Source organism: Acidovorax sp. GW835-FHT14G06 (assembly GCF_058793595.1).
Genome location: NZ_JBXAGA010000005.1, coordinates 66,180 through 79,224 on the forward strand (window position 1 = coordinate 66,180; position 13,045 = coordinate 79,224).

Consider the following 13,045-nt stretch of genomic DNA (forward strand, 5'->3'; position numbering starts at 1 on the left):
TCCATGCGCTGACCGTGAGGCCAGCGCGGGGCCTGCTCCACCGTCGTACGCTCAGAGCGTCTCGATGGTGTGGTTCATGTTGGTGTAGATGCAGAGTTCGCCCGCAATTTCGAGCGACTTTTTCACGATCTCTTGGGCAGACAACTCGGTGTTCACCAGCAGCGCCTTGGCCGCCGAGTGCGCATAGGCGCCCCCCGAGCCAATCGCCACGATGCCTTGCTCGGGCTCCAGCACGTCACCATTGCCGGTGATGATGAGCGACGCGCTGGCGTCGGCCACGGCCAGCATGGCTTCGAGGCGGCGCAGCACCCGGTCGGTGCGCCAGTCCTTGGTGAGTTCGATGGCGGCGCGGGTCAGGTGGCCCTGGTGCTTTTCCAGCTTGGCCTCGAAGCGCTCGAACAGCGTGAAAGCGTCGGCCGTGGCCCCGGCAAAGCCTGCCAGCACCTTGCCATGGTAGAGCTTGCGCACCTTGCGCGCCGTGCCCTTGACCACGATGTTGCCCAGCGTGACCTGCCCGTCGCCGCCGATGGCGACCTGGATGCCGGAAGGCGTCTGGCGACGCACGCTAAGGATGGTGGTGCCGTGGAACACCGGATGGTTGTCTTGTGATGAGTCCATAGCTGCGGCAGATGGGGATCGTCACCCATTTTGCAAGCCAGCCCTCATGAAGGACAGCACTCGCCCCAAGGTCGCTCTGGGCAATAGAGAGGAGCGGCAGCTTGGCTGGAAAGCCCAGAGGGACCAAGAGAGAGGGCCATACAGCAGCCCATGACGAGGGAAGCCCGCGCTAGTTCTTCCGGGGCACCACCCAGGCGTGCTCGTTGATGCCGATCACGTTGAAGAAGATCGCCACCAGCCGCTGCAGGTTATGGAACTGGATCACATGGCCATGACCCTGCTGCTCGGCCGCCCAGTTCAGCACGGAGCCTGCGGCTGCAAAGTCCACCCGGATCAGCTTGTCGCAGGCAATGGTCAGTGGCACGCCGGGCTTGAAGTGCGCCTGGAACGGCTGCAGCAGGGGCGTGGCATCGCCATCGATATAACCACTCAGTTCTGCCACCGGCCCCATCTCCAAGGGCGCTGGAGCCGACAGCTCACCAAGATCGGAGGCCGCAAAGTCATTGTCAGCCGCCAGAGGCGCAGAGCCTGAAGACACACCCTCGTTGTCCGAGTATCCGCAACGTGGCGACACCCACGAGGGCGGAGAGACTTCGTAGGTCACGCAGTAGTCCAGCGCCACCAGCTCAAACTCGTCAGGCTTGCCCATGAGGCGCATGGCGGCCATGCGCAAACGCCACCACTCGGGGCTGTTCGAGCGGTCGCCCGACTGGGTCTTGGCGTCGAGCAAGGCATGGAGCTTTTCCACGCCCGAAAACACGATCTGGACATCGCGGTCGGCCCACAGGCTGAATTGGTCGGCCAACAGGGGCACTGCAGCCTCATCCATGGAGACAAGGCGCGACCAGGACAGTGTCCAAGGCGATGCAGCACGGGCCAGCGAGGCCTGCAGGGCCGCCACCGAAGAAACGGCCACGGCGGGCGGGGCGTTCCAGCTGAAATCGCGGCGCATGACAGCGGCCGGCTCAGCAGAAGGCGCCACCTCCACAGCCAGGCCCAATTGCGCCGGGATGGAAAACCACAGCGGCGCCGAGCGGCCATATTGCGCGGCAAAGTCGATGGCCAGGGTGTCAAAACGGTCGTGCTGCCCGGTGGCACGGTACAGGTCGAACAGCGTCATCCAGATTTCCAGCTGCTGCGCTGGATCGTCCTGCTGGTGCTGGGCCAGCACCTCCAGCAGGCCGGACTCAGCACCTGCATGGTCACCATTGGCAAACCGGATAGCGGCTTCTTCAAGATCGGGTTCGTGCACGAATTCCTCCGGTTCGAATGCGGGCGCGGGCGCAGCCGTGGGAGCCGCAGGGCTGAAGGATGCTTCGACGGGTGGGGGACTGCCTGGCAGCATGGTGGCATCTGTGCCACCAAAGCGGCCAATGGCCATGCTGTCATCAGCGAACAGGGGCTGAACGGCGGGTTTGGTGTCCAGCGGGGCAGACAGGCTCCCGGGCACCGTGGGCGCATAGGCACGGGCTTGTTCTTCCGCAGACGCCTCCGTGCTGGAGTCAGGCATGACCCCCGGCTGGGTGGGGGCGTCGGCGCCCTGCTTACTCTTCCACCACTGCTGGGACATCTGCGCTTCGATCTCGTCGATCTTCTTGAGCGTGACGGCCCGCTCGTCGGGCGATGCCATGCTGCTCTGGAAGAACGAAGGGCGCCCTGCGGCGTCTTCCACCCGCTGCCCGTGCAAGACCTCGCGCTGGCGCAGCTTGCGCAGCTGATCGAACTCGCGGCGGCGCACAAAATCGTTGCGGCGCTTGCGCTCGATCATCTCCTTGAGCATCTGCTTGCTGTACTGGCTCTCCCGGTCGTCCTGGAGGGAGTCCAGCTCCGTCCAGTTGACGGTCGGATTCTTCACGAACCGCACCACCTTCGATAGCAGGCCGCCGGGGGTGGATTCTTCCTTGCTCATGGCTCAGGGTGCAGAGTGCGCGCGTTGATCAACAGGCCGCTGCCTGCTCAATCCCCAAACATCTTCTGCTTGAGTTCGCGGCGCTGCTGTGCTTCGAGCGACAGCGTGGCGGTGGGACGTGCGATCAGGCGGCCCACGCCAATGGGTTCACCGGTTTCGTCGCAGTAGCCGTAGTCGCCAGCATCGATGCGGGCAATGGATTGTTCGATCTTCTTGAGCAGCTTGCGCTCGCGGTCGCGGGTGCGCAGCTCCAGTGCGTGCTCTTCTTCAATGGTGGCGCGGTCTGCCGGGTCAGGCACCACCACGGTGTCCTCACGCAGGTGTTCGGTGGTTTCGCCGGCACTGTTGTGGATGTCCTGTTTGAGCTGAACGAGCTTGAGGCGGAAGAACGCCATCTGCTTTTCGTTCATGTACTCGCTGTCGGGCATTGCCATGACTTCAGCATCGGTCAGCTCAGCGGCGGACTTGGCTTTCCAGTTGTTCGCCAGCTTGGGGTCTTTTTTGGCAGCCATGTAAGTGGGCTGCGCTTGCGCGGTCGTGGGCATGGTGTGTTGATAACTGGCTTTGGCAGCTGTTGAAGCTACCGTCTGTGCCATGGATGGTACGGTCAATTGAGCCAATCGGGAAGAAGGCCGGGTTGTTCGCACGGGTACCTGCGAGCCCGCTTGCAGTGCGGGCGCCGGAGCGGGTGCCGCCACGGCAGGGGGCGGGGCCACCTTGGGTGCCGCAGCAGCCTTGGCAGTGGCCTTCGCAGCAACTTTGGGTGCCGCTGGGGCGGCGGCGCTTTTCGCCGCGGCAGGGGTTGCCTTGATGGCCCCCTTGGATTTGCTGGTGTCGGCTTTCACTTCCTGGTCTCCTCGCAGTACGGGCGGGCCCTAGCTGCATTCGCAGCCAAGGGCGTGTGGCAAGCCTTCCGGGGTCTAGAACCTGTTCACAGGTTCTTGCCGGGGCGCGATTGTATCGACCTGGGCTGACGCAAACGGAAACGTTGCGGATACAACACAAATCGGGCTCCATCGCCCCTACGGAACCGGCAAACAGGTCAGACCAGGCTCTGCTCCAGCCCCTGCAGGAAGATGTCCTTGGGCAGGTCAATGCCGATAAAGACCATCTTGCTCGTGCGCGGCTCGCCCTCGGCCCACTGGGGGCCCAGGTCGCTGCCCATGAGCTGGTGCACGCCCTGGAATATGACCTTGCGCTCAGTCCCTTTCATATTCAGCACCCCTTTGTAACGCAGCATGCGCGGGCCGTAAATATTGACGATGGCGCCGAGGAAGTCTTCGAGCTTGGCCGGGTCGAACGGGAGGTCCGAGCGGTACACAAAACTCTTTACATCGTCATCGTGGTGATGGTGATGACCATGGCCGTGCTCATGCTGGTGCGAGGGGTGGCTGCAGTGCTCGCCGTGTTCGTGGTCATGATCATGGTGGTCATGCCCATCCCCTTCTTCCTTGAGGAAGTCCGGGTCGATGTCCAGCTTGGCATTGAGGTTGAAGCCCCGCAGGTCCAGCACCTCCTTGAGGGGTACCTCGCCAAAATGCACGGCCTTGATGGGCGCGCGCGGGTTCATGTGCTTCAGGCGATGGATCAGCGCCTCGGTCTCTTCCTCGGATACCAGATCGGTCTTGGACAGGAAGATCTGGTCTGCAAAGCCTACCTGGCGACGCGCCTCCTGGCGGTCATTGAGCTGCTGCGGCGCATGTTTGGCGTCCACCAGCGTGATGATCGAGTCGATGAGGTAGGTCTCGGCAATCTCTTCGTCCATGAAGAAGGTCTGCGCCACCGGGCCCGGGTCGGCCACGCCGGTGGTCTCGATCACGATGCGGTCAAAGTCGAGCAGACCCTTGCGCTTCTTGGCAGCCAGCAATTGCAGGGTTTCGCGCAGGTCTTCGCGGATGGTGCAGCAGATACAGCCATTGCTCATCTGCACGATCTGCTCCTTGGACTCGGTCACGAGGATGTCGTTGTCGATGTTCTCTTCGCCGAACTCGTTCTCGATCACGGCGATCTTCTGGCCATGGGCTTCGGAGAGCAGGCGCTTGAGCAACGTCGTTTTGCCCGAGCCCAGGAAGCCGGTGAGGATGGTGACGGGAATCAGTGCCATAAATCTGTCTTTCAAGGGAATCAATACTTGCGCTGCGGCCCGGCGTCGCTCTACGCAACGTCCCAGCCGAGGGACTCATTTTTCAGTGTACCGAGGCTGTCAAGCCCTTGCAGGGTGCGGATAGCTCACGCCTTGCGCATCACCACCAGTCCCTTGAGGTATTCGCCTTCGGGAAACTCCAAGGTCATCGGGTGGTCGGGCGCGCCGCCCAGGCGTTCCAGGATGTAGCCATCCACGCCCGCATCGGCCCCCGCCGACGCAACGATCTTGTGGAACAGGTCGGCGCTGATGCCACCCGAACACGAAAAGGTGAACAGCACGCCGCCGGGAGTGAGCAACTGCAGCGCGAGGCGGTTGATGTCCTTGTAGGCGCGCGCGGCGCGCTCGGCATGGGCCGCCGTGGGGGCGAATTTCGGTGGATCCAGAATGATGGCGTCAAAGCGCTGGCCCTCCTTGAGGAACTGGCGCAGCGAGGCGTTCACGTCAGCATCGAGGAAGGTCGCCCGGTTGGGATCAAAACCGTTGAGCGCCACATGGGAGCGAGCGCGCTCCAAGGCCGGGCCCGACGAATCGATGGACGTCACATGCCCATCTGCCAAGGCGCCTGCTGCGCGCATGCCCGCCAGCGCCGCCACACTGAAGCCGCCGGTGTAGCAAAAGCAATTGAGCACATGCTTGAAGCCCAGGCGCTGTGTGTAGTCGGCAAAGCGCTTGCGGCTGTCGCGCTGGTCCAGGTAAAAGCCGGTCTTATGGCCCTCGGCGATGTTCAGCGTCAGGCTCCACTGGTGCTCGCGGATAGTGAGTTCGAGCGGTGGCCCTTCGCCATCGCCTGCCGCGCCCGTGGGCCCGCCTCGTAGCCAGCCGGTAGCGGGCTCTAGCCCCTCCAGGGCACGCACGCTGGCGTCCGAGCGCTCATAGAGCTTGGTCAGACCCGTCTCGCGCAGCAGCGCATCGGCAATCACGCCCTTCCAGCGCTCGGTGCCTGCGCTGGTGAACTGGGCCACCAGCGTGTCGCCATAGCGGTCCACGATGAGCCCAGGCAGGCCGTCGGACTCGCCATGCACCAGGCGCACGCCATCGCTTTGCACATCAAAACGGGCTCTAGCGATTATGGAACGTGCGCAAGCAGCTATCAAAAACGGAGCATCAATACGCTGTGCCTCATCAAAGCTCCACACCCGGGCACGAATGCGTGAGCTGGGGCTGTAGGCGGCCCAGGCCAGAAACTGGCCTTCGTGCGATTCCACGCGCACGGTCTCGCCGCTATCGCCGCCGCCCTTGGCAATGGCCGATTCAAAGATCCAGGGGTGGCGGCGCAACAGCGAGCGCTCTTTGCCTGCGCGAAGTCGAAGGGTTTTCATGACCCGGATTGTGCGGGCTTGAGGGGGCTGCCGAACTCCCTGACGACGGAAAAACGCATGTAGCAACACCGCCGCGCCCGGCAATGCCCGCCCCGCGCTCGGTCATCTCCCAACACCGCCAGACCCGTTCGAGCGCCCCAAGCCAGCAGGCGGCATGTCGTCTCAAAATCTCATATTTGACAAATATGATTGTCAATCGATAAAATTACGGAAATTGTCATTTTTATCACAAACATTCCTATGAGCCCCCCCGCCACGCTACCCAGCATCACCCGCCGGGCCCCCGCGCCAGGAACGACCCAGGCCGTGATGACCGACTTGCGCGAATTTCTGACCTTTCAGGTCGGCAACGAAGAATACGGGGTTGACATCCTGCGCGTACAGGAGATCCGGTCGTACGAGAAGCCCACCACCATCGCCAATGCGACGGGCGAGTTGCTGGGTGTGATGAACCTGCGCGGCGTGATCGTGCCCATCCTCGACCTGCGCCTGAAGCTGGGGCAGATCGCCGTGCACTACGACCACCTCAAAGTGGTGATCGTGCTGCACATCGGGCAGCGCACGGTGGGCGTGGTGGTGGACGGCGTGTCCGACGTGCTCACGCTGGAGCGCGAGCAACTGCGCCCCGTGCCCGCTCTGCGCGGCAACGTCAAGCCAGAGCACTTGCTGGCCATCGGTTCGGTCGGCAAACGCATGCTGATCCTGCTCGACATCGAGCAATTTCTTTCCAACGCTGTGACGGGCGAAGCACAGGCCACCAGTCACTGAGCAACCACATACACCACTAAAAAAACTGGCCCCACCATGAACTTCAACGACCTGAAGATTTCGACCCGGCTCACGCTGGGCTTTGGCTTGATGGCCCTGCTCATCGGCATCATGGGCTCACTGTCCATGGTGCTGGCGCACAGCGCCGATACGGCGTTTCACTCCATCATCGACGACCGCTTTCCCAAGGTGCTCAACCTGCATGTCGCAAAGGAAGACGTTACCGCAGTGGAGTTGGCCCTCACCCAGATGCTGCTGGACACCAGCGCTGAAAACATCCAGCGGCACCAAGCCACCATCAACAACAAACGACAACAGATCACACAGCTGTTTGACACCCTCGGGCAAAAGATCACCTCGCCCCAAGGCAAGGCTGCGCTGGCCGAGACACTGCGAGCACGCAGCGAATACGCCGCGCAGCTGTTGCGCTACTCAGAACTGGCCAGCGCCGGCCGGATGGACGAAGCACGGGCCATCCTGACGGGCCCCATGGTGGCGCCGCGCAAGGCGTATTTCGATGCACTGGACGGGCTGATCGCCTACCAGGAATCGCTGGCCAAGACGGCCCAGGCCGATGCTGTAGCTGCTGTGTCTACGATGAATGTGTCTGTGCTGTCGCTCACAGGGCTGGCCTTGGTGGCTGGTGTGGTGATTGGCCGTCGCATCGTGCGCACCACCACCGAGCCCCTGCGCTGCGCTGTAGACGCTGCACGCGCTGTGGCGGCAGGGGACCTTAGCCTGCCCATCACCTACCGTGGCACCAACGAAACCGCACAACTGCTCAAGGCATTGCGCGAGATGCAGCAATCATTGGTGCATCTGGTAGGCCAGGTGCGGACCAACAGCGACAGCGTCTCCTACGCATCGGCTGAAATTGCACAAGGCAACAACGACCTCTCGGCCCGCACCGAACAACAGGCCAGCGCGCTCCAAGAAACCGCAGCGTCGATGGAGCAACTCAACGCCACCGTGCGCCAGAACGCCGAGAACTCCCGCCAAGCCAACCAGCTGGCCCAGACCGCCACATCAATCGCAGTGCAGGGCGGAGAGGTGGTGGCGGATGTGGTGCGCACCATGAAAGACATCAACGACAGCAGCAGCAAGATCTCCGAGATCATCGGCGTGATCGACTCCATTGCGTTCCAGACCAACATCCTGGCGCTGAATGCTGCCGTAGAGGCTGCCCGTGCAGGCGACCAGGGCCGCGGCTTTGCCGTGGTGGCTACCGAGGTGCGTGTACTGGCCAGCCGCTCGGCAGAAGCCTCGCGCGAGATCAAGGGTCTGATCAGCACCAGCGTGGAACGCGTGGAAGCGGGCACTGCACTGGTGGACCGTGCAGGTCAAACCATGAGCGAAGTCGTCACCTCCATTCGACGTGTCACCGACATCATGGGTGAGATCAGTGCAGCCAGCACTGAACAAAGCCAGGGGGTCGACCAGATCAACGATGCCGTGACGCAGATGGACCATGCCACACAGCAAAATGCCGCCCTGGTCGAGGAAATGGCCGCAGCCGCTGCCAGCCTGAACCAGCAGGCGGGCGATCTGGTCCACACGGTATCCACCTTCAAGCTGCCTCAAGCACAGGCCCAGGTCCCATCCCAGGAGCTGCGTGCTGTCGTGCAGCACCAGACAACACACCGCCCCTTGCTCGGGCGCGCCCATCTGCCGATGGCAGCCGCCTGACCCGTCCAACCGGGCGGCTCTGCATTTGCTGGACCAGGCTACAGTGCCTTGCCAAAGCGCTCCAGGCGCGGCGCCCAGTGGCCCAGCACATCGGCAGACAGCAACACACGGTGCGCCTGACCGATGAGCAGATGGCGCGGCACCAGGCCGATGTAGCGCGAATCGGCGCTGTTGTCACGGTTGTCCCCCAGCACCAGGTATTCGCCCTCGGGCACCTGCACAGGATCGAAACTGCTGCGCGCAGTCACGCCCTGCAGCCACTGCACGCGGCGCTCATGCCCCAGCAGGCGCTCCGTCCAGCGGGTGGCGGTGAGCGTCTGGCCCGGCAGCACCAGCTCCTGCACCGAGTCAGGCCTCTCATATTCGGCAGCCTGGCCGTTGATGTAGAGCACCTCGTTGCGCATCTCCACCGTGTCTCCGGGCAAGGCAGCAATGCGCTTGATCAGGCGGGTGCCGTCCAGCGGGGACGAGAAGGTGACCACATCGCCGCGCTGCGGATCATCGATGTGCGCCAGGATCATGTCCGTGAGCGGCAGCTTGAGGTCGTAGGCCAGGCGGTTGACCAGCACCACGTCCCCCTCCAGGAGCGTGGGCCGCATCGAGCCCGAGGGGATGGGATTCCAGTCGGCCACGGCGGTGCGAAAAACGCCAAAACACAACAGCAACACGATGAACCACCGGTTCGATTGGATCCAGTTCAGCAGCATGACAACAGCTCCCAGGCGCTCCACAGCGGGCGCGACGTTGTTCGGAGGCGCCTGGTTGTCACTTGGTTCCGCCAGGCTGACGGAAGGGGCGCAGTCACGGCCATAGCCCCATACGCAGCGGCTCAGGGGGACTTCTTCCTCGCACGCGGATGGGCCGCGTCATAAACCTTCGCCAGGTGCTGGAAATCGAGCCGTGTATAGACCTGCGTGGTGGTGATGTTGGCGTGGCCCAGCAGCTCCTGCACCGCGCGCAGGTCACCGCTGCTTTGCAGCAGGTGGCTGGCAAACGAGTGGCGCAGCATGTGCGGGTGCACCGGTGTGGTCAGCCCCGCTTGCTGGCTGCGCTGGCGCAGGCGCAACCAGATCGACTGGGCCGTGAGCCGCGCGCCGCGTTGGCCCACAAACAAGGCGGTATCGAGCCGCGCAGAACCATCCCCACCGAAAGGCGCGGCCCGCAGCGCCAGCCAGGTCTGCAGCGCTGCGGTGGCGGCACGGCCCACTGGCACGCTGCGGCGCTTGCTGCCCTTGCCGAACACATGGGCTTCGCCCGCTTGCAGGTCCACCCAACCACGGCCCTGGCGCTGCGTATAGGCGTTGGGGATGGCATCGAGCCCCGCCAGTTCGCCCACGCGCAGGCCGCAGCCGTACAGCAGCTCCACCATGGCCGCATCGCGCGCCTCCAGCCAGGGGTCGGCGCCAGTGTTGTCGAATTCGGCCAGCCGCACGGCGTCGTCCACCCCTAGCGCCTTGGGCAAGGGCTTCGGCGCCTTGGGCGCGCGCACGTCCTGCACCGGGTTGTGCGGAATCAGCCCCTGCCGCCCCGCCCAGATGAAAAATCCGCGCCACCCCGACAGGATGAGGGCAATACCCCGCCCGCTGCGGCCGCCGCTGTGCATCTGCGCGACAAAGCGGCGAATGTGAGCGGTCTGCAACTGCAGCATCGGCACATTCACGCTGGCCGCAAACTGCGCCAGTTTTTCGAGGTCGAGGGTGTAGAGCGTGAGCGTGCGCGCGGCCAGCCGCTTTTCGACGCGCACATGTTCCAGATAACGCAGGACGTGGGGGTCGAGCGTGGTGGGTGCCGCGGGCGTTTCAGGCATGGGGGCCGTGGCTGAGACGCCGCTGGGTTGGCAATGGCGGCGGGGCTTGCGACTGCTTACTGCAGCCGCAGAAGGGCGGCGCTGGCCAGCTCTGCCATGCGCGACAAAAAGTCGGTGCCCATCGTGGCATCAAAACGCTGCGGATCGTGCGAGCCCAGCACCAGCAGGCCAAACGCAGGCGTGGCGCTGTCGATGGCGCCTGCGCGCAGCGGCAGCAGGGCCAGCGACTGGGCAGGCTCACCGGCCTCTTGCGCCAGCCAGCCCGCAGGCTCAAAACCCAGGTTGGGCCCGCAGAACGGCATGGTCAGCGACGAGGCAAATGCCCGCGCGTCCTCGCTCGCGCCCTGGGTGAAGTCGGCGTCGATGTAGGGCGCTGCCACCTCCCACACACGCACCGCCGCCTGGGGCACGTCGAAGACGGTGCGCACGCCATCGACCACGGCCTGGGGCAGGTCGAACGGGTCGCGCACCTGCAGCAGGCTGCCCGTCCACTGGTGCACCTTGTGGGCAATGGCGGCGTTTTCGGTGCTGTTGCGCACCATTTCCATGATGCGATGTTCCAGACCCTTGATCTTCTCGCGCAGCATCTCGGCCTGGCGCTCCTGCAGGCTCACCGCACGCGCACCGTGTGGGCTGGTGATCTGCACGCTGGCAAGCACCTCTGCATGGCGCTCGAAGAAACCCGGCGTGTTGGTGAGAAACTGAGCGATGTCGTCTTCGGTGATCGGAGGGATGTGGGTAGTCATACGAGCGTGTCGGGAATGTCGATCTGGCCCTCGAACACCGTGGTGGCGGGGCCGGTCATGAAAACGGAATCGGTGTCGGCGCCGCTCCACGCAATGGTGAGGCGGCCGCCGCGCGTGTCCACATGCACCTCGGGGTCCAGCAGGCCCAGGCGGATGCCGCTGGCTACTGCCGCACAGGCGCCGGTGCCACAGGCCAGGGTTTCGCCTGCGCCGCGCTCGAACACACGCAGGCGCACATGGGAGCGGTCCACGATCTGCAGGTAGCCTGCGTTAACCCGCTGGGGGAAGCGCACATGGCGCTCGATCAGCGACCCCGTCTGCGCGACCGGAGCGGTGTCCACGTTGTCCACCAGCTGCACCGCATGCGGGTTGCCCATGGAGGCAACAGCTATCAAAACAGAAGCACCCTGGGCATATTCTTCTATCGCCAGCGGCCATTTTTGCCCCGAACCCTGCTGCACGGGCGTGAGACCAGTGGCATCAAACGGCACCTTGGCGGGATCGAACTCGGGCCGCCCCATGTCCACCGTGACGCGGCCGTCACCCGTGAGGCGGGGCGCGATCACGCCGCTTTTGGTCTGCACGCGGATGGTGTCCTTGTCCGACAGGCCCCGGTCATGCACAAAGCGCGCAAAGCAGCGCGCGCCGTTGCCACACTGCTCCACCTCGCCGCCATCGGCGTTGTGGATCACGTATTCAAAATCGATGCCGTCACCAGGAGAAGGCCGCACGGTGAGGATCTGGTCGGCCCCGACTCCGAAGTGTCGATCTGCCAGGAAGCGGTATTGGGCCGTGCTCAACCCCAGGCGGCCCTGGGTTTCGTCGAGCACCACAAAATCGTTGCCCGCGCCTTGCATTTTGGTGAAGCGAATCTGCATGGGATGGGATTATGGCCTCGGGCCTGCGCCAACCGGCGAGGCGGCGTAGGCTTGATGCCTTTTCCCTGTCTGCACTACTGCCACCTCCACAACCCCGGCCCCGCGCCACACCCACCAAGCCTCCGCCATGACTGATTTGTCTGCCTTCGCCATCACTCACAAATGGCACGCCCAGCACCCGGACCGCCTGCAGCTGTATTCGCTGCCCACGCCGAATGGCGTGAAGGTGTCGATCGCGCTCGAAGAACTGGGCCTGCCGTACGAGCCACACCTGGTGAGCTTTGAGACCAACGACCAGACCTCGCCCGAGTTCCTGTCGCTCAACCCCAACAACAAGATCCCGGCCATCCTCGACCCCCATGGCCCGGGCGGCCAGCCGCTCGCCCTGTTCGAGTCCGGCGCCATCCTGCTGTACCTTGCCGACAAGACCGGCCAGCTGATCCCGCAGGATGCCGCTGCGCGCTACGAAACCATCCAGTGGGTGATGTGGCAAATGGGCGGCGTGGGCCCCATGTTTGGCCAGCTCGGGTTCTTCCACAAGTTTGCGGGCAAGGACTACGAAGACAAACGCCCGCGCGACCGCTACGTGGCCGAATCCAAGCGCCTGCTGGGCGTGCTGAACCAGCGCCTGGCGGGCCGCCCATGGGTGATGGGCGACCAGTACACCATCGCCGACATTGCCATCCTGCCCTGGGTGCGCAACCTCATCGGCTTCTATGGCGCGGGCGACCTGGTGGAGTTTGGCCAGTTCGCCGAAGTGCAGCGCGTGCTCGATGCGTTTGTGGCGCGCCCGGCGGTGGCCAGGGGTCTGGCGATTCCGGCACGCGGCTGACGGCGGGCGCCAGGGCGCCTGGGTTTCTCATCGGCCGTTGATCTTGATCATGCCGCGCAGCCCGGCACCCGGCCGCCACGCACCTACCATGGGCCTCCTCAAAAAAACAGGGAGTGCCGCATGGGATTGACCGTTGATGTTCTTCAGGATCTGGACCTGCACGACCTCCAGGCTGCCGCCCGTGCAGCGCTGCAGGAAACGAACGCCATCGCCTTGATCGAGTTGCTGGAAATGCTGTGGAGCTGCGATGTGGAGGGCGCCAACGCCGTCATCGACGCCGTGCTGCAGCGCCTGCAGCAACTGCGCGCCCTGCGCTGACGGCGAGCCTGCAAGGCA

At 64.0% G+C, this 13,045-nt stretch carries 13 protein-coding genes; 4 read left to right on the top strand and 9 right to left on the bottom strand.

Features of this window, described 5'->3' with window-relative positions:
- Positions 1 to 51: 51 nt before the first annotated feature.
- The 5 genes from hslV to AC1Q64_RS09740 all read right to left on the bottom strand — a co-directional run bounded on the left by hslV (position 52) and on the right by AC1Q64_RS09740 (position 5,992).
- Positions 52 to 618, bottom strand: coding sequence for an ATP-dependent protease subunit HslV (gene hslV, locus AC1Q64_RS09720; protein WP_056059237.1), 567 nt, complete (start codon positions 616 to 618; stop codon positions 52 to 54).
- 169 nt (positions 619 to 787) lie between these two features.
- Positions 788 to 2,527: an STAS domain-containing protein gene (locus AC1Q64_RS09725; RefSeq protein WP_492251176.1), complete on the bottom strand. Its 1,740-nt coding sequence runs from the start codon at positions 2,525 to 2,527 to the stop codon at positions 788 to 790.
- A 47-nt stretch (positions 2,528 to 2,574) separates the two neighbouring features.
- A complete protein-coding gene (gene dksA / locus AC1Q64_RS09730) occupies positions 2,575 to 3,372 on the bottom strand; it encodes an RNA polymerase-binding protein DksA (protein WP_492251177.1) in 798 nt (265 codons plus the stop codon).
- 197 nt (positions 3,373 to 3,569) lie between these two features.
- Positions 3,570 to 4,631: a CobW family GTP-binding protein gene (locus AC1Q64_RS09735; protein ID WP_492251178.1), complete on the bottom strand. Its 1,062-nt coding sequence runs from the start codon at positions 4,629 to 4,631 to the stop codon at positions 3,570 to 3,572.
- Between the two features lie 125 nt (positions 4,632 to 4,756).
- Entirely contained in the window at positions 4,757 to 5,992 is a 1,236-nt protein-coding gene (locus tag AC1Q64_RS09740; RefSeq protein WP_492251179.1) for a class I SAM-dependent rRNA methyltransferase, read from the bottom strand.
- A gap of 240 nt (positions 5,993 to 6,232) precedes the next feature.
- On the opposite strand from AC1Q64_RS09740, the gene AC1Q64_RS09745 reads away from it, so the two are divergent.
- On the top strand, positions 6,233 to 6,760 hold the full coding sequence (locus AC1Q64_RS09745) for a chemotaxis protein CheW (protein WP_291437199.1): 528 nt from the start codon (positions 6,233 to 6,235) through the stop codon (positions 6,758 to 6,760).
- 36 nt (positions 6,761 to 6,796) lie between these two features.
- A complete protein-coding gene (locus AC1Q64_RS09750) occupies positions 6,797 to 8,446 on the top strand; it encodes a methyl-accepting chemotaxis protein (protein WP_291437201.1) in 1,650 nt (549 codons plus the stop codon).
- A gap of 38 nt (positions 8,447 to 8,484) precedes the next feature.
- Here AC1Q64_RS09750 and lepB read toward each other — a convergent pair whose 3' ends face one another.
- The 4 genes from lepB to dapF form a co-directional block, all read right to left on the bottom strand.
- Complete coding sequence (gene lepB, locus AC1Q64_RS09755) at positions 8,485 to 9,153, bottom strand: signal peptidase I (protein ID WP_291437203.1); 669 nt, start codon at positions 9,151 to 9,153, stop codon at positions 8,485 to 8,487.
- Positions 9,154 to 9,275: 122 nt separating this feature from the next.
- Positions 9,276 to 10,253 (bottom strand): tyrosine recombinase XerC, encoded by a 978-nt coding sequence (locus AC1Q64_RS09760; RefSeq protein WP_492251180.1) that lies wholly within the window; start codon positions 10,251 to 10,253, stop codon positions 9,276 to 9,278.
- Positions 10,254 to 10,309: 56 nt separating this feature from the next.
- Positions 10,310 to 10,999 (bottom strand): DUF484 family protein, encoded by a 690-nt coding sequence (locus tag AC1Q64_RS09765; protein ID WP_291437207.1) that lies wholly within the window; start codon positions 10,997 to 10,999, stop codon positions 10,310 to 10,312.
- A complete protein-coding gene (dapF, locus tag AC1Q64_RS09770; protein ID WP_492251181.1) occupies positions 10,996 to 11,877 on the bottom strand; it encodes a diaminopimelate epimerase in 882 nt (293 codons plus the stop codon). Before dapF ends, AC1Q64_RS09765 begins: the two co-directional genes overlap by 4 nt.
- A gap of 127 nt (positions 11,878 to 12,004) precedes the next feature.
- Here dapF and AC1Q64_RS09775 point away from each other — a divergent pair, with 127 nt between their 5' ends.
- Together AC1Q64_RS09775 and AC1Q64_RS09780 are read left to right on the top strand one after the other, a co-directional pair.
- Positions 12,005 to 12,709 (top strand): glutathione S-transferase N-terminal domain-containing protein, encoded by a 705-nt coding sequence (locus AC1Q64_RS09775; protein ID WP_492251182.1) that lies wholly within the window; start codon positions 12,005 to 12,007, stop codon positions 12,707 to 12,709.
- Positions 12,710 to 12,829: 120 nt separating this feature from the next.
- Entirely contained in the window at positions 12,830 to 13,027 is a 198-nt protein-coding gene (locus AC1Q64_RS09780; RefSeq protein ID WP_291437212.1) for a hypothetical protein, read from the top strand.
- The last annotated feature ends 18 nt before the right edge of the window (positions 13,028 to 13,045 follow it).

Excerpts from the sequence above, each read along its gene's own strand:
- AC1Q64_RS09745 (WP_291437199.1), top strand. The coding sequence starts at position 6,233 with ATGAGCCCCCCCGCCACGCTACCCAGCATCACCCGCCGGGCCCCCGCG.
- AC1Q64_RS09775 (WP_492251182.1), top strand. The coding sequence starts at position 12,005 with ATGACTGATTTGTCTGCCTTCGCCATCACTCACAAATGGCACGCCCAG.
- dapF (WP_492251181.1), bottom strand. The coding sequence starts at position 11,877 with ATGCAGATTCGCTTCACCAAAATGCAAGGCGCGGGCAACGATTTTGTG.
- AC1Q64_RS09735 (WP_492251178.1), bottom strand. The coding sequence starts at position 4,631 with ATGGCACTGATTCCCGTCACCATCCTCACCGGCTTCCTGGGCTCGGGC.
- hslV (WP_056059237.1), bottom strand. The coding sequence starts at position 618 with ATGGACTCATCACAAGACAACCATCCGGTGTTCCACGGCACCACCATC.
- AC1Q64_RS09780 (WP_291437212.1), top strand. The coding sequence starts at position 12,830 with ATGGGATTGACCGTTGATGTTCTTCAGGATCTGGACCTGCACGACCTC.
- AC1Q64_RS09760 (WP_492251180.1), bottom strand. The coding sequence starts at position 10,253 with ATGCCTGAAACGCCCGCGGCACCCACCACGCTCGACCCCCACGTCCTG.
- AC1Q64_RS09765 (WP_291437207.1), bottom strand. The coding sequence starts at position 10,999 with ATGACTACCCACATCCCTCCGATCACCGAAGACGACATCGCTCAGTTT.
- lepB (WP_291437203.1), bottom strand. The coding sequence starts at position 9,153 with ATGCTGCTGAACTGGATCCAATCGAACCGGTGGTTCATCGTGTTGCTG.
- AC1Q64_RS09750 (WP_291437201.1), top strand. The coding sequence starts at position 6,797 with ATGAACTTCAACGACCTGAAGATTTCGACCCGGCTCACGCTGGGCTTT.
- AC1Q64_RS09725 (WP_492251176.1), bottom strand. The coding sequence starts at position 2,527 with ATGAGCAAGGAAGAATCCACCCCCGGCGGCCTGCTATCGAAGGTGGTG.
- AC1Q64_RS09740 (WP_492251179.1), bottom strand. The coding sequence starts at position 5,992 with ATGAAAACCCTTCGACTTCGCGCAGGCAAAGAGCGCTCGCTGTTGCGC.